This is a genomic window from Nocardioides alpinus, from assembly GCF_900112035.1.
Taxonomy (GTDB): domain Bacteria; phylum Actinomycetota; class Actinomycetes; order Propionibacteriales; family Nocardioidaceae; genus Nocardioides; species Nocardioides alpinus.
In genome coordinates this window covers 120,556-140,829 of record NZ_FOKC01000003.1, presented here as the reverse complement: position 1 = coordinate 140,829, position 20,274 = coordinate 120,556, and the positions used below count along the sequence as shown (strand labels likewise).

The 20,274-nt window shown below is 70.6% G+C and carries 12 protein-coding genes; 2 read left to right on the top strand and 10 right to left on the bottom strand.

Features of this window, described 5'->3' with window-relative positions; genetic code table 11:
* Positions 1 to 3 precede the first annotated feature (3 nt).
* Positions 4 to 735, bottom strand: coding sequence for an SDR family oxidoreductase (locus BM127_RS08425; protein ID WP_091197295.1), 732 nt, complete (start codon positions 733 to 735; stop codon positions 4 to 6).
* Positions 736 to 790: 55 nt separating this feature from the next.
* Positions 791 to 1,378: a GtrA family protein gene (locus BM127_RS08420; protein WP_091197292.1), complete on the bottom strand. Its 588-nt coding sequence runs from the start codon at positions 1,376 to 1,378 to the stop codon at positions 791 to 793.
* Positions 1,379 to 1,435: 57 nt separating this feature from the next.
* On the opposite strand from BM127_RS08420, the gene BM127_RS08415 reads away from it, so the two are divergent.
* Positions 1,436 to 2,359: a tetratricopeptide repeat protein gene (locus tag BM127_RS08415; RefSeq protein ID WP_091197289.1), complete on the top strand. Its 924-nt coding sequence runs from the start codon at positions 1,436 to 1,438 to the stop codon at positions 2,357 to 2,359.
* Positions 2,360 to 2,398: 39 nt separating this feature from the next.
* On the opposite strand, the gene ppdK is transcribed toward BM127_RS08415, so the two are convergent.
* The 3 genes from ppdK to BM127_RS08400 form a co-directional block, all read right to left on the bottom strand.
* Entirely contained in the window at positions 2,399 to 5,062 is a 2,664-nt protein-coding gene (gene ppdK / locus BM127_RS08410; RefSeq protein WP_091197286.1) for a pyruvate, phosphate dikinase, read from the bottom strand.
* Between the two features lie 14 nt (positions 5,063 to 5,076).
* Positions 5,077 to 6,099, bottom strand: coding sequence for an NUDIX hydrolase (locus BM127_RS08405; RefSeq protein WP_091197284.1), 1,023 nt, complete (start codon positions 6,097 to 6,099; stop codon positions 5,077 to 5,079).
* A gap of 112 nt (positions 6,100 to 6,211) precedes the next feature.
* Positions 6,212 to 8,071, bottom strand: a complete 1,860-nt coding sequence (locus BM127_RS08400; protein WP_091197281.1) for a multicopper oxidase domain-containing protein — start codon at positions 8,069 to 8,071, stop codon at positions 6,212 to 6,214.
* 167 nt (positions 8,072 to 8,238) lie between these two features.
* Here BM127_RS08400 and BM127_RS08395 point away from each other — a divergent pair, with 167 nt between their 5' ends.
* A complete protein-coding gene (locus BM127_RS08395; protein WP_139227693.1) occupies positions 8,239 to 9,099 on the top strand; it encodes a hypothetical protein in 861 nt (286 codons plus the stop codon).
* Between the two features lie 51 nt (positions 9,100 to 9,150).
* Here the strand turns inward: BM127_RS08395 and glgB are convergent, their stop codons facing one another.
* The 5 genes from glgB to BM127_RS08370 form a co-directional block, all read right to left on the bottom strand.
* Positions 9,151 to 11,067, bottom strand: coding sequence for a 1,4-alpha-glucan branching protein GlgB (glgB, locus tag BM127_RS08390; protein ID WP_091197276.1), 1,917 nt, complete (start codon positions 11,065 to 11,067; stop codon positions 9,151 to 9,153).
* Positions 11,064 to 12,494: a maltokinase N-terminal cap-like domain-containing protein gene (locus BM127_RS08385; RefSeq protein WP_101228838.1), complete on the bottom strand. Its 1,431-nt coding sequence runs from the start codon at positions 12,492 to 12,494 to the stop codon at positions 11,064 to 11,066. Before BM127_RS08385 ends, glgB begins: the two co-directional genes overlap by 4 nt.
* Positions 12,491 to 14,215, bottom strand: coding sequence for a maltose alpha-D-glucosyltransferase (gene treS / locus BM127_RS08380; RefSeq protein ID WP_091197270.1), 1,725 nt, complete (start codon positions 14,213 to 14,215; stop codon positions 12,491 to 12,493). The genes BM127_RS08385 and treS overlap by 4 nt, the downstream gene beginning before the upstream one ends.
* Before the next feature lie 23 nt (positions 14,216 to 14,238).
* Positions 14,239 to 16,227, bottom strand: coding sequence for an alpha-1,4-glucan--maltose-1-phosphate maltosyltransferase (locus BM127_RS08375; protein ID WP_091197268.1), 1,989 nt, complete (start codon positions 16,225 to 16,227; stop codon positions 14,239 to 14,241).
* A gap of 79 nt (positions 16,228 to 16,306) precedes the next feature.
* On the bottom strand, positions 16,307 to 20,182 hold the full coding sequence (locus BM127_RS08370) for a M36 family metallopeptidase (protein ID WP_091197266.1): 3,876 nt from the start codon (positions 20,180 to 20,182) through the stop codon (positions 16,307 to 16,309).
* Positions 20,183 to 20,274 lie beyond the last annotated feature (92 nt).

Here is a 20,274-nt window from a genome sequence, read left to right as displayed (position 1 = left end):
TGGTCAGCCCAGCCGCAGCGTCTGGCCGGTGATCCGTGAGGCCGAGCTGCTGGCCAGGAACAGGGCGGCGTCGGTGACGGCCTCGCTCACCCGCTGCTGCTGGGTGCGCACCAGGGTGCCACCGGCAGCCCGGCTGCCACCGGACGGGACCGGTGGCGGGGCGTACTGGCGGGGCAGCACGGAGCGCGGCGCCTGGAGCACGGAGTTGACCCGCACGCCCAGCCCGGCCCACTTGTCCCCGGCGCGGGCGGTCGACTCGATCACCTCGGCCTGGGCGGCCTCCGTGGTCGACGACAGCTCCAGCCACGTGCGTACGGCGCCGGTGTTGACGACGCAGCCGCCTCCGAGCGCCGGGCTGTGGCTGAGCTTGAGCCGCAGCCGGGTGGTGAGGAAGGTCGGTCCCAGCAGCCCGGAGCGGGCGGCTTCGGCGATGAAGGCGTGCTCGCTGTCCGGGAGCCCGTAGGGCAGGTTGCAGGTGGCTGCGAGGACCAGCACGTCGAGGTGGTCGATGGCGCCGACGAGGTGGTCGATCGACGGCTGGCGCGCGAGGTTGACCGACTCGTAGTCGAACGGCGTGAGGTCGGTGTCGTAGAGGGAGCGGAGCATCATCGTGCCCGTCACGGTGACCGAGGCACCAGCCTGCGCCATGGCTGTCGCGATGGCGTGGCCCTCGCCGCGTGTACCGCCGACCACCAGCACCTGATAGCCGGTGAAGTCGTATGACCCCGATGTCATGCCGTGGCGCCCCTCCCGATGAACTCCGGGCTTGTTCTACCACGCCACGGGAGCCTCAGACCACCTCGTCCTCGGCCAGCACCTCGTCCTCGCGCAGGGGGTCGGCGAGGTCGGGGTGACCGGTCCGCACGGCGGCGAAGGTCCAGAGCTTGTTGAGCACGAAGGACAGGGGCGTGACCAGCACGATCACGACCAGCTGGGCCCAGTAGAGCCGGGTGCGCAGCCCGGTCGAGTCGTCGAAGACGCTCGTCGGCAGGCCCACCGGGGAGCCCGGGTGCATCAGCAGGGTCAGCAGGGCCAGACCCACCACCTGGCCGCCGAGGCCGACCACGAGGAACGGCCAGTACTCGGTCCACCAGCGCGAGGCCCGGGTGCTCCGGAAGGTCCAGGTGCGGTTGAGCTGGAAGTTGGACAGGTTGGCGACGAAGAACGCGATCGTGGAGTAGACGTGGTACCAGCGGACGTTGAAGTCGGAGGTGCCCAGGCCGATCACCGCGTCGTCGAAGTGGGGGCCCAGCTTGCGCAGCACGACGAGCGTGAGCAGGTTGACCAGCACGCCCGAGGCACCGACCAGCACGAAGCGGAACAGGAGCCCGAAGTTGCGCCGGTGGCGCGTCAGGAGAGCGCTTCCCCGGGATGGCATGCGCCGAGGCTACCGACCCCCGACACCTCGCGTGACCGGTCTCCCTAGGATTGAGCCATGACGCAGCAGCCGTTCAGCCGCCCAGGTGCCATCGACCTCTCCGGGCTGGGGAAGCCCGCGGCTCCGCCGCAGCCCACCGCGCCCGCGGGTGGCGGTTCGTCGTACACCGTGGTCGTCGACGAGCAGAACTTCCAGGACATGCTCGAGCAGTCGATGACGGCGCCCGTGCTGCTGGCGTTCTACTCCCGCACCCGGATGCCCGAGAGCGGCCAGCTCGCCGACGACCTCGAGACGGTGGTGGGCGAGCACGACGGTCGCTTCCTGCTGGGCCTCGTCGACATCGACGCGGTGCCGCAGATCGCCCAGGCCATGCAGATCCCGTCGATCCCGCTCGTCGTGGCCGTGGTGGACGGCCGGCCGATGCCGCTGATCCAGGACCCGCTGCCGATCGAGGAGCTGCGCACCGCGCTCACCCAGGTCGGCCAGCAGCTCACCGCCCAGGGCATCACCGGCCGCCACCAGCCGCGCTCCAGCGCTGCTGCGGTGGCGGAGGGCGAGGAGGAGGTCGTCGACCCGCGCTACGCGCCGGCACAGGACGCCCTCGCCGCCGGTGACGTGGACGCCGCGGTCGCGGAGTACCAGAAGCTCGTCGACTCCAACCCCGCCGACGTCGAGGCCGCCGGGGGGCTCGCGATCGCCAAGGTCATGCAGCGCACCCAGGGCGTCGACCTCGCCCAGGCGCGGGCCGCCGCGGCCGAGAACCCCGACGACGTCGACGCGCAGACGATGGTCGCCGACCTCGACATGCTCGGCGGTCATGTCGAGGACGCGTTCACCCGGCTGGTGAACCTCGTGGCCCGCACGGTCGACCCCGACAAGGCGAAGGCGCGCGACCACCTGCTCGGCCTCTTCGCAGCCGTCGGCAACGACGACCCGCGCGTGCTGGCGGGGCGCCGCAACCTGGCGTCAGCGCTGTTCTGAGGTCCCCTCTGGTCAGCCCCTCTTGATCAGCCCCTTTGGTCAGCGCTGCTCCAGCACCGACCGTCCGGCCTCCAGCCGCGCGACGGGCACGCGGAACGGTGAGCACGAGACGTAGGTGAGCCCGACCCGGTCGAAGAAGTGCACCGACAGCGGGTCGCCGCCGTGCTCCCCGCACACGCCGACCTTGAGGTCGGGCTTGGTCTCGCGTCCCTTCGTCGTACCCATCTCGACCATCCCGCCGACGCCGCGCTGGTCGAGCGACTCGAACGGTGAGACGTCGAAGATCCCGTGCTCGAAGTAGCGGGAGAAGAACGAGGACTCCACGTCGTCGCGGGAGAAGCCCCACGCCATCTGGGTCAGGTCGTTGGTGCCGAAGGAGAAGAAGTCCGCGGCCTTGGCGATCCGGTCGGCGAGGAACGCCGCGCGCGGCAGCTCGATCATCGTGCCGATCGCGATGTCGAGCGTCACGCCGCGGGCCTCCTCGACCTCGGCGATCACCCGCTCGATGGCGGTGCGGACGATCTCCAGCTCCCGGACGCTCGCGACCAGCGGCACCATGATCTCGGGTCGGGGGGTCCCGTGGGCGGCCAACCGGTCGGCCGCCGCCTCCGCCATGGCCCTGGCCTGCATGAGGAACAGACCGGGGATCTGGATGCCGAGGCGCACCCCGCGCAGGCCGAGCATCGGGTTCTGCTCGTGGAGCCGGCGTACGTGCGTGAGCAGCGTCGCGGCCCGCTCGTCGACCTCGCCGCGCTCCTCGGCGAGGGCCACCTCGACGCTCAGCTCGGTGAGGTCGGGCAGGAACTCGTGCAGCGGCGGATCGAGCAGCCGGATCGTCACCGGCAGGCCGTCCATGGCCTCCAGGATCCCGGTGAAGTCCTCGCGCTGGAGCGGCAGCAGCGCCGCGAGGGCCTCCTCCACCCCGGCCGCGTCCTCGGCGACGATGAGCTTCTCGACCAGCTCCCGGCGCTCGCCGAGGAACATGTGCTCGGTGCGGCACAGGCCGATGCCCTGGGCGCCGAAGCGGCGGGCCCGGGCGGCGTCCTCCGGGGTGTCGGCGTTGGTGCGCACGCGCAGGCGCCGCGCGCCGTCGGCGTGGGCCATGATGCGGGCGACCGCGTGGGCGAGGTCGTCGTCGAGCTTCTCGCCCTCGAAGTGGCGCACGACGACCGAGTCCGACACCGGCACGGCGCCGGCGAAGACCTCACCGGTGCTGCCGTCGATGGAGATGACGTCGCCCTCGCTCACCGTCACCCCGTCGCGGACCCGGAACTCCTTGGCGCGCGCATCGACGTCGAGCGACTCGGCGCCGCACACGCACGTACGTCCCATGCCGCGCGCGACGACGGCGGCGTGCGAGGTCTTGCCGCCCCGGCTGGTGAGGATGCCGCGCGCCGCGACCATGCCGCGGAGGTCGTCGGGGTTGGTCTCCTTGCGGACCAGGATCACGTCGTCGCCCCGAGCGGCCCACTCGACCGCGGTGTCGGAGTCGAACACCGCCTTGCCGACCGCCGCACCGGGGGAGGCGTTCATCCCCTTGGCGAGCAGGGTGCGCTCGGCGGAGTCGTCGAAGCGGGGGAACATCAGCAGCGCGAGCTGGTCGCCGGTGACCCGCAGGACTGCCTCGTCCATCTGGATCAGGCCCTCGTCGACCATGTGGACGGCGATCCGGAACGCGGCCTCCGGCGTGCGCTTGCCGACCCGGGTCTGGAGCATCCAGAGCTTGCCGCGCTCGACGGTGAACTCGATGTCGCACATGTCGCGGTAGTGCCGCTCCAGGCGGGTCATGATGCCCATCAGGTCGTCGTAGGACGTCTTGTCGATGTCGGACATGTCGGCGAGCGAGACGGTGTTGCGGATGCCGGCGACGACGTCCTCGCCCTGGGCGTTCTGGAGGTAGTCGCCGTAGACGCCCTGCTCGCCGCTCGCGGGGTCGCGGGTGAAGGCCACGCCGGAGCCGGAGTCCATGCCGAAGTTGCCGAAGACCATCGCCTGGACGTTGACCGCGGTGCCGAGGTCCTCCGGGATGCGCTCCTGACGGCGGTAGAGCCGGGCACGGTCGGTGTTCCAGGAGTCGAAGACCGCCCGGATGGCGAGGTCGAGCTGCTCGCGAGGCTCCTGCGGGAAGTCGCGCCCGGTCTGCTCCTTGATGATCGCCTTGAAGGTCTCGACCAGGGCGCGCAGGTCGTCGGCGTCGAGGTCGAGGTCGGACTCGCTGCCCCTGGCCCGCTTGGCCTCGTCGAGCGCCTCGGAGAAGAGCTCGGAGTCGACGTCGAGGACGGTGCCGCCGAACATCTGCAGCAGGCGACGGTAGGAGTCGAGGGCGAAGCGCTCGTCCTCGCTGCGTGCCGCCAGCCCGCCGACCGAGGTGTCGTTGAGACCGACGTTGAGGACCGTCTCCATCATCCCGGGCATCGAGAACTTGGCGCCGGAGCGCACGGAGACGAGCAGCGGGTCGTCGGCGTCGCCGAGGCGCTTGTCCATCGCCTCCTCGAGGCTCGCGAGGTGGGCGCTGACCTCCTCGGCCAGGCCCTCGGGCTCACCACCCTCGGCGAGGTAGGCCCGACACGTCTCGGTGGAGATCGTGAAGCCCGGCGGCACCGGGAGACCGAGGGTCGTCATCTCGGCGAGGTTGGCCCCCTTGCCGCCGAGAAGGTCCTTCTGGTCCTTGTTGCCCTGTGAGAATTCGTAGACCCAAGCCATGGAGGCATCCTGCCTCAGCGGCCGGACTCCGTATATGGCTGCTGACCGCCGACCGCGGCGCGCACCCGGCGTGCGGTGAAGTCTGCCGCCAGCTCGTCGACCTCCTCGAGCGTGCAGAACCGGACGTCGCGGATCTCCCGCTCCTGCTTCACGATCTCGTCGAGGGTGTCGGCGCGACGCGTCCCGCCGTCGAAGACCAGGCACACGGCGTCGTCCCAGCCGCCCCACGGCGGGAGCCAGTCGGTCAGGAGCAGCTCGCCCGGCTCGATGGCCAGGCCCAGCTCCTCCTCGACCTCGCGCTGCACGGCGACCCGCGGGGACTCGCCGACCTCGACGACGCCACCGGGCAGGTCCCAGTCGCGCTTGTAGGTCAGCTGGCACAGCAGCACCCGGCCCTCGGGGTCGCGCACGAGCATCTGGGAGATCGCCCGCTTGCGGGGCAGGAAGGAGTTGAGGAGGGAGCGGAAGCCGCCGGGCTCCGTCAGCGGCTTGTCGGTCACGAGCCGCGAGAACACGACGTAGCCGGTGGTCTCGGGTCGATCGCCCATCCCCGGCACGACACGCTGGACGCCCTCTCGGTGCATGCCCGCTCGCGTGGCCACGCTGAGGGAGCGGGTGTTGTCGGGGTCGACGCGTGCCTCGACCCGCTGCAGGCCTAACCCGCCCTGGGAAGCGTCGGTCAACGCCCAGTCGATCAGCACCCGGACCGCTCGCGTCGCGAAACCGCGGCGACGGTGTCCGGCGTACGACGTCCAGCTCAGGCTCGCCCCTGACGTCCCCTCGCGGGTGAGCTCGACGCTCCCGACGAGCTCACCGTCGTGCTCGACCACGAAGGACGCCTGCTCGCCCGTCGCCCAGCGGCTGCGCCACTGCTCGATCGCGGCGAGATGCCGTTCGGCGCTCACCTGGTCCGGGTCCCACCCGAACCAGGTCGCCATCTCGGAGTCGTGGCCGGCCACTGCCTCGGCGACGTCGTCGTCGCGCCAAGGGCGCAACGTGACGGTCCCGTCGTTCAGCGTGGGCTGGTCATCGGGCACGTTGCCACCCTAGCCAGTCCGACAACGACACCATGAAGGCAGTTGCGGCCGTGCGGACGCCCCGCCACGCTCAGCCTCGCCGTGCAGGTGGCGAACTGCCTGCACGGTGTCGTCAGGGGACGACGTCGAAGCGGGCCATCATCCCGTGGTCCTCGTGGTCGAGCATGTGGCAGTGGATCATGAACGGCCCGGTGTAGTCGGTGAACCGGGCCGCCACCTCCACCTCCTCTCCGGGCTCGAGGCGCCACGTGTCCTCGAGGCCGCGCTCCCACGGTGGGGGAGCCTGGCCGTCGCGCAGGAGGGTGCGCCACTGCTCGGCGTGGATGTGGACGTAGTGCGTCACGTCGCTGGTGTTGCGGAAGCGCCACCGCTCCACGGTCCCGAGCCGGGCCCGGTGGTCCACCCGCCCGGGGTCGAAGGCCTTGCCGTTGATGGACCAGAAACTGCCGTGGTGCTCCTCGTCGTGGAGCCCGAAGGTCCACGTCTTCGACACCTTCGACGGGACCGGGGAGACCAGGGCGGGTGAGGGCAACCGCGACGGCAGCCGCGAGGGGTCGCGCGCGCGGTCCCCGACCCGGAACTCCATGACAGCGGTCTCGCGGGCGTCGTCGCCGGTGGTCCCCGGCTTCGCGGGAACGGACTCGAGCACCACCCGCTGGCCGGTGGCGCCGCCGAAGTCGACGACGACGTCGGCGCGCTGGCCCGGTCCGAGGAGCACGCTGGTGCGCACCACCGCCTTCGGGAGCAGCCCGCTGCCGGTGCCGACCTGGAGGAACGGGCGACCGTCGGAGAACGTCAGGTTGTAGCTGGAGAACGGCGAGGAGTTGAGCAGCCTCAGGCGGTGGCGCGTGGCAGTGACGTCGAGGTAGGGCGCGTAGCGGCCGTTGACCAGCACGGTGTCGCCCACCGTCGCGTCGTCGGGTGGTGCCTGCGGACCGACCCATGCCATCTGGCCGTGGTGGCCGACCATCTCGGGGCCGTCGGCGAAGGGGTCGGTCAGCTGGTTGTCGGCGCGGAAGGAGCGCTCCGAGATCATCAGCGGGACGTCCCGGTCGCCGGTCGGCAGCCGGACGCCGGACAGCGGCGGGTCGGTGACGATGAACATCCCCTGCAGCCCGCGCCAGTTGTTGCGGGCGGTCCGGTCCATCCGGTGGTCGTGGTACCAGAAGAACGAGCCCGGCTCCGCGCGGCCGTCGACGGTCAGCGGGTAGTCGTAGGTGCGGCTCGCGCCCGGGCGGATGAGGTACGTCGTGGGCTGGCCGTCGTGCTGCGAGGCGTGGTGGTCGCCGTGCAGGTGCGTGGACATCGACCCCGCCTCGCGGGGGAGTCGGTTGACGATGGTGACCCGGGTCCCGCGGCCTCCGCGCCGGCGGATCGTCGGACCCGGGTACGTGCCGTCGTAGGTCCACATCGAGGTGCGTGGCCCGTCGGGCAGCGTGCGCACCAGGGCGCGTCGCATGACCAGCCGGATCTCGGCCCCGCGACGCGTCGGCGGGACCACGAGCGGCTGGTCGAAGGTCGGGCGCTCGGGTGCCACGCCGCCGCCGGCGCCCTCGACGGTCAGGACGCCCCGCATGCCGGGGTGGAACTTGCAGTAGAACGCCCACTCGCCGGCGGCCAGCGTGTCCACGCCAGGGACGGTCGCCGACGTCCCCGCCGCGATCCGGACGTCGAAGACCGGCAACCCGTCGGCACCCGTCGCCACCGAGGTGACGGTGTGGTCCATCGAGTCCAGGTTGACGACCGTGACGACGCCCCCGGTGATGCCGCCGCCCCCGGAGACGCTGACGTCCGGCGTGGCATAGCCCTTCCGGGCGCCGCCCTCCTCGATCACGATCGTGGCGTTGCGGACCGGTTCGGCGTACGCCCGAGTGGCCTCGGGCGCCGGCCCCACGACGTACGCCACCAGGGCCGAGGCGCTGAGCAGGACCGCGGCCACACCGGCCGCGGTCCGGCTCCTCGACCCCCGCATCCGACCGAGTCTGCTCCTCTGTCGGGAGGTCGGCACCTCCTATTTCGCGGTGGTCTGGACCTCAGTGCTATTGCCGATGACGTCGACAGTCAACCGTGCCTTTACTGGACTGTTGTGCCGACGAGTGTCGGCACAGCCCACCAAGAAGGGTTGGTCCACTCATGCAGATGGTGAAGAAAATGAAAGGGGTCGTCGCGGTCGTGGGTGCCACGGTGCTCGCCTGTACTCCCCTCCTGTCGTCGCCGACCGTGGCCGGTGCCTCGTCCGCGGCGACATCCAGCGCGGCGATGCCGCACATCACGGCCAAGGTGACCAAGCAGGGGATCGTCGTGCGTGGCACCGCCGGCCTCCGGGCCGGTCGCGTCCACCTCACGGTGAAGGGTCCGGGCACCGTCGAGTTCGTGTCCTTCGACCCCGGCTACACCGCCGACGACTTCGTCTCGGACGTCAACAAGTGCGGCGAGAAGTGCAACGTCAAGGCTCTCAAGCGCGCACTCGCCAACGCCACGATCCATGGAGGCATGACCGGCGGCACCGGAACCATCGTGCTGCCGACCGCCGGGTCCTACACCCCGTTCACCATCGGTGAGCGCGGTGCCGTCGTCGGGCAACCGTTCCGGGTCAGCGGACCGCCGCGGAAGTCCAGTGCTCCGAGCGTCGACGGCAAGATCCTCGCCAAGAAGGGTCTGTCGTGGGGCGGCTCCTCGATGCTTCCCGCCGAGGGGAGGTTCCTGTTCAAGAACAAGCGGGATTCCGGGGTGCCCCACTTCGTCCAGCTCCAGCAGGTCGAGGTCGGGACGACGGCGGACCAGGTCATCGATGCGCTGTTGGCGGGGGAGAACGGTCCTCCTCCGCCGTTCCTGGAAGCGGGGTTGCTCACCGGGACGCTCAGCCCTGGCCACAGCATGACGGTCGACTACGACCTTCCCCCGGGGCACTACGCGGTCATCTGCTTCTTCCCGGACCCGAACATGAAGGGCATGCCGCACGCGTTCATGGGCATGGTCAGGGTCATCCACCTCATGTGAGCCGCGCAGATGGACCCGGGGGATGCTGACGCCGTCCCCCGGGTTCTCCTGCTAGACGTCCTTGCGGAACCACAGCGTGGCCAGCGGCGGCACCACGATGTCGGCGTACGCCGGCTGCCCCTGGTGGTCACCCGCGGTGGCCGTGATCGAGCCCAGGTTGCCCACGCCGGAGCCTGCGTAGGCCTCGGCGTCGGTGTTGAGCACCTCGGTCCAGGTGCCGGCTGACGGGAGGCCGAGGCGGAAGCCCTCGTGCGGGTGGCCGGCGAAGTTGGCGACGCAGACCAGGTCGGGGTGACCGGGGGAGCGGCGCACGAACGAGAAGGTGTTGCGTCCCGCGTCGTTGGCGTCGATCCACGCGAACCCCGCGGGGTCGTTGTCACGGCCCCAGAGGGCGCCGCTGGCCTTGTAGGTGGCGTTCATGTCGCGCACCATCGCGTGCACGCCGGCGTGCTCGGGGTGCTCGAGCAGCCACCAGTCGAGCTCGCGGCTCTCCGCCCACTCCGACTCCTGGCCGAACTCGCAGCCCATGAAGAGCAGCTGCTTGCCCGGGTGCGCCCACATCAGGGCGAGGTAGGCACGCAGGTTGGCGAGCTGCTGCCAGCGGTCGCCCGGCATCTTGCGCAGGAGCGACCCCTTGCCGTGGACGACCTCGTCGTGGCTGATCGGCAGCACGTAGTTCTCGGCGAAGGCGTAGACCAGGGAGAACGTCATCTCGCCGTGGTGGTGGCTGCGGTAGAGCGGGTCCTTGGCGGCGTAGTCGAGGGTGTCGTGCATCCACCCCATGTTCCACTTGAAGCCGAAGCCCAGTCCGCCGTTGCTGGTCGGACCCGTGACGCCCGGCCACGCGGTGGACTCCTCGGCGATCGTGACGATGCCGGGCACCCGCTTGTAGACGGTGGCGTTCATCTCCTGGAGGAACTGCACGGCCTCCAGGTTCTCCCGGCCGCCGTGGATGTTGGGCGACCACTCGCCGGCCTCGCGGGCGTAGTCGAGGTAGAGCATCGAGGCCACGCCGTCCACGCGCAGGCCGTCGGCGTGGTACTCCTCGAGCCAGTAGACGGCGTTGGCGTAGAGGAAGTTGCGGACCTCGTGCCGGCCGAAGTTGAAGATGTGGGAGCCCCACTCCTTGTGCCATCCGCGCTGCGGGTTGGGGTCCTCGTAGAGCGGTGTCCCGTCGAAGCGGGCGAGCGCCCACTCGTCGGTGGCGAAGTGGCCGGGGACCCAGTCGAGGATCACGCCGACACCGGCCTGGTGCAGCCGGTCGATGAGCCGCTTGAGCCCGTCGGGGTCGCCGAAGCGCGCGTCGGGGGCGAAGTAGGACGTCACGTGGTAGCCCCAGGACCCGCCGAACGGGTGCTGCATCACCGGCATGAGCTCCACGTGGGTGAAGCCCAGGTCGGCGACGTACGGCACGAGCGCGTCGGCGATCTCGTCCCAGGAGTAGAGGCTGTCCTCGGGGGAGCGGCCGAGGTGCTTGCGCCAGGAGGCCAGGTGCACCTCGTAGGTCGACATCGCCTCGTCGACCGGGTGGCTGGTGCGTCGCGCCTCCAGCCAGGCGTCGTCGCCCCACTGGTGCTCTGAGCGCCAGACCCGCGAGGCTGAGCTCGGCGGCTTCTCGGCGTACTGGGCGAGCGGGTCGGCGCGGTCGGCCCACTGGCCGTCGGCGCCGCGGAGGCGGTACTTGTACTGGGAGCCAACGCCGGCGCCCTCGACGTGGACGTGCCACACGCCCGACCCGTCGAGGCGGGTCATCGGGTGGCGGGAGCCGTCCCAACCGGCCCACTCGCCGGCCACCTGGACCTCCTGCGCGTTGGGCGCCCAGACCCGGAAGGACGTGCCGGACTCCGTCACCTGGGCCCCGAGCACCGTCCAGAGCTCCTCGTGGCGGCCCTCGCCGATCAGGTGCAGGTCGAGCTCACCGGGTGCGTACGGGTCGGTCGTGCCGGTTGAACCGATCGGGTCACTCATGTCGACTCCTCCAGGGCTGCGAGCGGGATGGACAACCACCCGGGGCGGTTGCGTGCTTCGTAGACCGCCTCGTAGACGACCTTGTCCGCGAGGTAGGCGTCGAGCAGTGCGCGGGCCGCGTCGCCCAGGTCCGCGCCGCGTTGGGAGACGTAGGCATCGAGGAACGCCGCCCGGTTGCGGGCCGCCCACTCCGACGCTCGGTAGTCGCGCTGCTCGGCCTCGGCGCCCAGGTCGAAGCCGACCCCGGTCATGCCCACCACGCGTGGGGCGTAGTCGAAGGACCGGAGCATGCCGGCGACGTCGCGCCACACCGAGTCGGGCTGCAGGCGTACGGCGAGGGGCTTGGCCGGCTCGCCCTCGAAGTCGACGATCTTCCAGCCCTTGACGGTCCGCAGCGTCTGGCCCAGGTGCAGGTCGCCGTGGACCTGCTGGACCTCGACCCCGTCGAGGTCGCGCAGGCGGGCGAAGGTGGCCCGCAGTCCTGCCTCGTAGCGCGCCAGGTCGGGCACGACGTCGAGCGCGGCGTCGAGCCGTCCCTCCATCGCCGAGGCCAGGTCGCCGGTGGCGGCACCGTCGCGCTGCTCGACCGGGAAGTGCGCGGCCAGGTCGGCGTGCACCTCGGCGAGCGCGACGCCCAGGCGGGCGGCCTCGCCCGCGAAGTCGCCACCGACCTCGTCGGCGTGCAGGTCGGCCTCGGCGAAGAGGTTGCGGACGCTGGCCAGGGCCAGGTCCCAGCCGTCGCTCGCCGTGCGCAGGAACTGCTGGAGCATCGCCAGCTGGATGGTGGTGTTGGTCTCGTCGTCGACGAGGTCCAGCCAGCCGTAGAGCGCCGCGACGTGCGAGGACCCGGCCTCGGTGAGGACCTGGTGGATCGCGATGTCGGGGTTGACGCCCGGCGTCACCTTGCGGAAGACCTTCATCAGCGAGTCCTCGCCGAAGGCCACCGAGGAGTTGGACTGCTCCCCGGAGAACAGGGTGGAGTGGGCCTCGAGGTCCAGGTCGTGCCCGGGGACGCGGTGGAAGGCGAGCTGGCCGCGGACGTCCGTCGGTCGAGCAGAGTCGAGACCGGCGGTCGCGAAGGCCGCGAGCCAGAGCGCCATCGACTCGCGGTCGTGGAGGGCGTCGTAGACGAACGACCGGCCGAAGTCCTCGTCGTCCCACTCGCCGACCCAGGCGTGGCCGATCCGGTCCTGCGGCTCGCTGTAGTAGGCCAGCGGGAGCTGGTAGAGCTCTGTCTCCGCCGCTTGTCCTGAGCCCGTCGAAGGGTTTGCGAAGGTGAGCTCGGCCAGCTCGATCGCGACCCGCAGCCCGTCGGGTGCGTCGGGCAGCTCGCCCACGCGGCGTACGCCGGTGAGCGACCAGTCGCGGCCCTTGCCGCCGAACCAGCGGGCCTCGGCGATCAGGTTGCGCAGGGCGTCGTGCTTCACGGCGCCACCCCCGTCGAGGAGTCGGTGAGCCTCAGCCACATGAAGCCGTACCCACCGAGCGTCAGCAGGTAGGGAAGCTCACCGATGGCCGGGAACGGCACCCCGCCGAGCAGCTCGACCGGGACCATCCCCTCCCAGTGCCGCAGGTCCAGCTCGACCGGCTGCGGGAAGCGGGAGAGGTTGTTGACGCACAGGATGACGTCGCGGCCCTTCGGCCCATTGTGCTCGCGGACGTACGACAGCACGGTGCTGTTGGAGCCGCCGAGGTCGGTGAAGTCGCCCAGCCCGAACGCCGGGTGCCGGCGGCGGGCGTGCACGAGCCGCCGGGTCCAGTGCAGCAGCGAGGAGGTGTTCTCCAGCTGCGCCTCGACGTTGACCGACTGGTAGCCGTAGATCGGGTCCTGGACCGCCGGCAGGTGGAGCTTGCCGGGAGTGGCGGAGGAGAAGCCCGCGTTGCGGTCCGGCGTCCACTGCATCGGCGTACGCACCCCGTCGCGGTCGCCGAGCCAGATGTTGTCGCCCATCCCGATCTCGTCGCCGTAGTAGAGGACGGGTGAGCCGGGGAGCGAGAGCAGGAGCGCGGTGAAGAGCTCCATCCGGTTGACGTCGTTGTCGAGCAGCGGCGCCAGTCGACGGCGGATGCCGATGTTGGCCTTCATCCGCGGGTCGTGGGCATATTCGGACCACATGTAGTCGCGGTCCTCGTCGGTCACCATCTCGAGCGTGAGCTCGTCGTGGTTGCGCAGGAAGATGCCCCACTGGCAGCCGTCGGGGATGGCGGGGGTCTGCTCGAGGATCTCCGAGATCGGGAAGCGCGACTCGCGGCGCACGGCCATGAAGATGCGCGGCATGACCGGGAAGTGGAAGGCCATGTGGCACTCCGTGCCGATCCAGCGGCCGTCCTCGGTCTGCTCGGGCCCGAAGTACTCGACGACGTCGGCAGGCCACTGGTTGGCCTCGCAGAGCAGCACCCGGCCGGGGTAGTTCTCGTCGACGAAGGTGCGGCACTTCTTGAGGAACTCGTGCGTCTCCGGCAGGTTCTCGCCGTTGGTGCCGGGCCGCTCGTAGAGGTAGGGGACCGCGTCGAGCCGGAAGCCGTCGAGGCCCATGTCGAGCCAGAAGGCCATGGCCTCCAGCATCGCGTCGTGGACCTTGGGGTTGTCGAAGTTGAGGTCGGGCTGGTGGTGGAAGAAGCGGTGCCAGAAGTACTGCTGGCGCACCGGGTCCCACGTCCAGTTGGACGGCTCGGTGTCGACGAAGATCACCCGGGCGTCCTGGTAGAGCTCGTCGGTGTCGGACCAGACGTAGAAGTCTCCGTACGGTCCCTCGGGGTCGCTGCGGCTGGCCTGGAACCACGGGTGGGCGTCGCTCGTGTGGTTCATGACGAAGTCGATGATCACCCGGATGCCGCGCTGGTGGCAGGCGTCGAGGAACTCGTGGAAGTCCTCGACGGTGCCGCACTCCGGGAGGATGTTGTTGTAGTCGGCGACGTCGTAGCCTCCGTCGCGCAGCGGCGAGGTGAAGAACGGCGGCACCCACAGGCAGTCGACGCCGAGCCACTCGAGGTAGTCGAGCTTCTCGATCAGGCCCTGGAAGTCGCCCGTGCCGTCACCGTTGGAGTCGCGGAAGGACCGGACCAGCACCTCGTAGAAGACTGCCGTGCGGAACCAGTCCGGTTCGGCGTTGAGCACCGCGGTGGCTGCTCCGGCGTCCGTCGGCATCTGAGCTGACGTGGGGTGGTCGGTCAACGGGTCCTCCTGACACTGATGATGTGGGCGGGTTCCCAGCCGGGATCGAGGCGTACGTAGTCGTGCTGGCTCCAGCTCCAGTCGGCACCCGTGATCTCGTCGTGGGCGACGAAGGAGTCGTGCCAGTCGAGCCCCAGGGCCGGCATGTCGAGGTGGATCATGGTCTCGCGGGTGCCGTGGGGGTCGAGGTTGATGACCACCAGCACGACGTCCTCGCCCGAGTCCCCTCCACGCTTGCTGAAGACCAGCACCTGGTCGTCGTCGCTGTGGTGGATGGAGACGTTGCGCAGCAGCTGCAGGGCCGGGTGCGCACGACGGATCTCGTTGAGCCGGGTGAGGTAGGGCGCGAGGGTGTGGCCCTCGGCGTCGGCCTTCTCCCAGTCCCGGACCCGGATCTGGTACTTCTCGGAGTCGAGGTACTCCTCCGAGCCGGGCTTCACAGCGACGTGCTCGTAGAGCTCGTAGCCTGCGTAGACGCCCCAGCTGGGCGATCCGGTGGCGGCGAGGGCGGCCCGCACCTTGAACGCCGCCGGCCCGCCGTACTGCAGGTAGGAGTGCAGGATGTCCGGGGTGTTGACGAAGAAGTTCGGCCGCATCAGGTGGTCGGACTCGGCCGAGACCTCGACGAGGTAGTCCTCGATCTCGCGTTTGCCGGTGCGCCACGTGAAGTAGGTGTAGCTCTGGTGGTAGCCCACCGCACCGAGACCGTGCATCATCGCCGGCTTGGTGAACGCCTCGGAGAGGAACAGCACGTCCGGGTCCGTACGACGTACTTCCGCCAGCAGCCACTCCCAGAAGGCGAGCGGCTTGGTGTGGGGGTTGTCGACGCGGAAGATCCTTACGCCGTGCGCCATCCAGAGCTTCACGATGCGCAACACCTCGCGGCAGATGCCGGCGGGGTCGTTGTCGAAGTTGATCGGGTAGATGTCCTGGTACTTCTTCGGCGGGTTCTCGGCGAAGGCGATGGTGCCGTCGGCCCGCGTGGTGAAGAACTGCGGGTGCGTGGTGACCCACGGGTGGTCGGGCGCCGCCTGGAGCGCGAGGTCGAGGGCGACCTCGAGGCCGAGCTCGCCCGCCCGCGCGACGAACGCGTCGAAGTCCTCGAAGGTGCCGAGCTCGGGGTGGATGGCGTCGTGGCCGCCGTCCTTGCTGCCGATCGCCCACGGCGAGCCGGGGTCCTCGGGGCCGGGCGTCAGGGTGTTGTTGGGTCCCTTGCGGTTGACCTCGCCGATCGGGTGGATCGGCGGCAGGTAGACGACGTCGAAGCCCATCTCCGCGACCCGGTCGAGCCGCTTCGTGGCGGTGCGGAACGTTCCGGTGGTGACGGTGCCGGTCTTCTCGTCGCGGGTGGCGCCCTCCGATCGGGGGAAGAACTCGTACCAGCTGCCGAAGAGCGCGCGGGTGCGGTCGGCGCGAAAGCGGTAGGGCCCGCTGACCGACGTCATCTCGCGCAGGGGGTGCGCGAGGAGCACGGCGTCGAGCTCGGGGTCCTGCAGCGCCGCGAGGCGCGCGCCGACCGGTCGCTCGGTGTCGCCGGCCGCAGCGGTGGCGCCGCTCACGACGCCCGCCTCGCGCGCGTCCAGCGCGTCGGTGCCGGTGCCCGCAGCGACCCGCTCGAGCAGCAGCCGCGCCTCGGTGAACATCAGCTCGACGTCGACGCCGGCGGGGATCTTGATGCCGCCGTCGTGCTGCCAGGTGGCGATGGGGTCGGACCAGGCGTGGATCTCGAAGGTCCACTCGCCCTCGACGTCAGGGGTGACGTGGGCGAGGTAGATGTTGGGCTGGTCGCCGGCGAGGTGCATCCGCACCGGGTCGCGGCGTGCGCCCGTCGGATCGATGGCCACCACCTCGGCCGCGAGCTGGTCGTGCCCCTCCCTGAAGACGGTCGCGCGGACCGGCATCGGCTCGCCCACGGTCGCCTTGGCCGAGAGGCGACCGAGGTCGACGACGGGTGAAACATCCATCACGGGTATGCGTCCAACCATGGCCCCCACACTTGCGAAGGTTGGGTCACGGGCGCAAGCCGGGTGGGGCTGAGTCTCACCCCTTTGACTCCGGAGCGACTCAGCGACCGGTGACCACGATCCGCTTGAGGCCGGACCGGGCGGGCCGGAAGGCCGTACGGTCGGCCGGACGGAAGCGCACCCGCACGGTGTGGCGTCCAAGGATGAGACGGCGGGTCACCAGGACCGTGCGCTCGCCGGCCGTGGTGCTGACCGTCTTCCACTTCCTGCCGTCGACGAGGATCACCAGTCGCCCGGCCTCGGGGGTGGTGCCCTCGGACTCGACACCGATGACCAGGTTCGGGGCAGCGTTGCGCCGGGTCTGGAACTTGCGCAGCACCTTCAGCGAGACGGTCGGCCGCAGGCGCACCGTGGTCGGCGTGGCCGTGGTGGTGTCGTTGCCGGACCCCGTGCCGGACCCCGTGCCGGACCCCGTGTCCGTGTCCGAGCCCGTGCCCGAGCCGGTGCCCCCCGCGCCGCCGGAGCCTGCGCGGGGCGGGGTCGGCTGCACCGGGAGCGTCGCGTCCGCTGAGAAGACCTGCAGCTCGGAGGCGTGGACGATCGTGCCGCGGTCCGAGCCCACCTTGCAGTCGGTCAGCACGGTCGTGCTCGCGGTCTGCTGGCCGGCGTAGGCCCCCTGACCGGTGCACTGGTTCTCCAGCGTCACCAGCCGTACGCCGGCAGCAGCGGTGTCAGGCACGTCGAACGCCCGCATGGTGAGCGTCGGTGCCACCGGGCGGGGCAGCTCGCTCGGGAAGGCGTCTGCGGGCGAGGTGTAGAACCGCGTCCATGACGCGTCCGGGGAGTCGCAGCCGGCCGTGCACGCCTCGAGGGCGAACTGGCGCAGCGCCGTGAATCGCGAGCCCGAGTCCGGGTCCTCCTGGGCGAACGGGAGGTCCGTCCCTGAGGCGGGGGCCGGGGTGAGGTAGGCGCTCACCTGTACCCGCGTGACGGTGCTGACGTCGCCGGCGAGGTCGACGGAGACTGACGGGTGCGACTCGTCCACCTGGGCGGCGCTCACGCCACCCCAGTTGGTGGCTTCGGTGCCGTCGATCAGCGCCTCTGGGTTGAGCGAGCCGTCGGTGGCACCGATCACCGAGCCACCGGCAGCGGTGCTGGCCAGGTTGACCACGTCGCCGATCGTCTCGGCGCGGGCTGCCCTGTCCGCCAGGACCGTCATGGTCCAGCGGGTGAAGCCGCGGTCGGGGGAGACCGCCACCATCCGGTAGGTGCCCGGCGAGAACGAGGCGGTGGCTGGGAGGGGACTCGCGGGATCGGTGTCGGCCACCGGCGTCACACGGGCCTCGTAGTCACCGACGTAGATGTCGGCGGTGCCCGTGGTGGCGAAGGTGATCGCGGAATTCGGCCCGGTGGGGGTGGCGAAGCTCGGGGTGGGCTCGTCGTTGTCGGCGTCGAGGGTCGATGCACCGGCACCCATGCCGCGGCGGGCGAAGGCGGCCCACATCACGTCCCTGTTCGCGCCGCCGAAGCGCAGCTGGTCGGCTGCGATCATCGCGTCACGGGCGTCGAGCATCGACGTGGCGCCCTGCTGCAGGAGGAACGAGTCGAACATCAGCTGGACCCAGCGGCGGTTGCCCGGGCAGCCGTCTGCCGGGCGCGGCGTGGTGGTCGCGGTGGCGTCAGCGCAGTCGAGCTGGAGGGCCTTGTCGGCGTACGGGAACTGGGCGTCGTACTTCTCGACGAGGGCCTGGCGGACCTCCCACATCGTGCCGTTCCAGATCTCACCGTCGGCGTGGACCTCGGCTCCGGTGGTGTCGAATCCGTAGTCGGAGTAGTTGAGCGGGTTGTCGTCGATGGAGTAGTCACGGATCGCGGTCTCGGTGTTGCCGGTGGCGTAGGCGCCGACGGCCCAGACGTTGCCGCCGTTGCTGTAGCCGTGCGCGAACTGGTACTCGCCGGCGACCAGGTCGCCCCACGACTCGCCCATCGCGCCGCCCTGCTCCGAGGTGAGGCCCTCGTCCGGGCCGGCGACCATCCGGTTGCTGATGGCGTGGGTGTACTCGTGGCCGACGATGCCCATGTCGAGTCCGCCGTCGGTGCACGGGGCGTAGAAGGCGCCGGCGATCGGCTCGAAGAGATACTGGTTGGTGATGCCGGGGGTGCCGTCCTGCAGCGTGACCTGGTTGGCGTTGTCGCGGCCCTGGAAGGTCGGGCTGCCACCGGAGATCGCGCCTGCCTGGGCGTTGCCGATCTCTTGGTCGCCGGCGACGCCGCCGCGGCTGCCGTTGTCGAGCTGGAGGTTGTAGTTCTCCTCGGTAAAGCCGAGGTAGTAGGAGTAGTCGTGCATCCGGTTGTGCGCGACGAACAGGTTGCCGACGGATGCCTCGATGTCGTTGCCACCGGGCACGAGCTCGGCGACGTCGCACCGGCTGTTGTTCCAGCGGTCCTCGAACTCGGGCGAGTACTCACGCGTCGGGGAGACAGGTGCTTGTGCCAGACCACCCGGGGTGAGTGGGCTGGCCCACGCCTCGTGAGTGTTGGCGTTGTTGCCGACCGTCGTGAAGGTCGACAGAGGCCCGACCGTGTCCCACGGTCCGAAGGCCGCCACGTTGCGCAGCTCGCCCGGCGGCGTGGTGCACGCCGCGTCGAGGAGCCGCCAGCAGCCGACGACCGAGTTGGTCGGCGTCTCGTCGGGGGCGTCCAGGGTCGGGTTGGCGGTGAAGTAGCGCCACATCGGGTTGCCGGTCAGGTCACCGGTGCCGGGGGCCGCGGTGTCGCTGGTCGTCACCGCGAGGGCGTACTGGCCGACGACGATGGACGCGGCATCGAAGGGGCAGACCTGCACGGAGTAGGTGCCTCCCGGGATGCTCGCGTTGGCGTACGTCGCCACCTCGGGGTTGGTCGCGGTGTCGCCTGCGGTCAGGAGGGTGTCGCCCTGGAAGATCTTGACCACGAAGTCATCGGCGGGGATGCCGGTCGCGACCGCGGTGATCGAGCGGGTGAGGTCGTCCTCGAGCTCGAAGCTGTGCTTGATGCCACACGCCTGCGCCGTCACCGAACCGGTGAAGACGTCGTTGTAGGCGAAGTTCTCGGCCTTGTTGTGGCGCGCAAGGACCTCACCGGTGACGCCGTCGACCAGGCTGGTGAAGGCCAGGGACGCGCCGCCGGCGACGTTGACGACATTGGCCTCGAGGACCGGTCGGACCGACCCGTCGGCCATCGGCAGCGCGCGCAGTCGCACCTGCTGCTCCTGGGCGAAGCCGGGCACGACGAGTCGCGTCCAGCCGCCGCCCACGCTCGTCGTGATCGCCGCGACCTGCGCGGAGTCGGGCGCGACCGAGAGGTCGGTGGCGGCCTTCAACCAGCCCTGCAGCGGTGTCAAGGTGGCCGCGGGAAGCACCCCGGTGGTGCGGGCGAGGGACGAGGAGACGTAGGCCACCTTGCCGTCGGCGACGCCGACCGTCACCAGGCCGCCGAGGGCGGGGGCGAGCCCGTCGAAGTCCTGACGGAAGAGCACTGCACGGGCGTCGGACCGGGCCAGCTTCTGCGAGCTGACCAGGGCCAGGCCGTCGACGTCGGAGGCCGACATCGCGAACAGGTCGGCGTGGTCGCGCAGCCACCCACGTGCGGCGTCGACCGGTGCACCGGTGGCCACGCCGAGGCTGCCGCTCGCCGGCAGGATCGAGGCAGGGGTGCCGAAGTCGTTCCACCGCGCAGCGACGCCGCCCAACGCACGTACGGCCTCGCGCTGGGCGTCACTCGGTAGGACCGTGCCGCGTTCGTCGATGTCGCGGGGGCCGGCCACCGGGTCGCCCAAGGTGCGGACGTCGGCGGGAGTCTCGCCCGGAGTGATCGTCTGCTGGTCCTGGGAGGACTCGGCGGTGGCCGGCGAGGCGATCGTGGAGAGGGTGGAGATCGCGAGGAGCGATGCGGCCGCGAGGGTGGTGCGGCCGAAGGTGCGACGGGGCGAGGTCATGACCGCATCAACGCCGCGACGGGCGCGAAGGTTACTGACGAGTGTCTCGGGGAGGGTTGGATCGTTCCAAGAAATGCCCTAGCGTGCTCGAT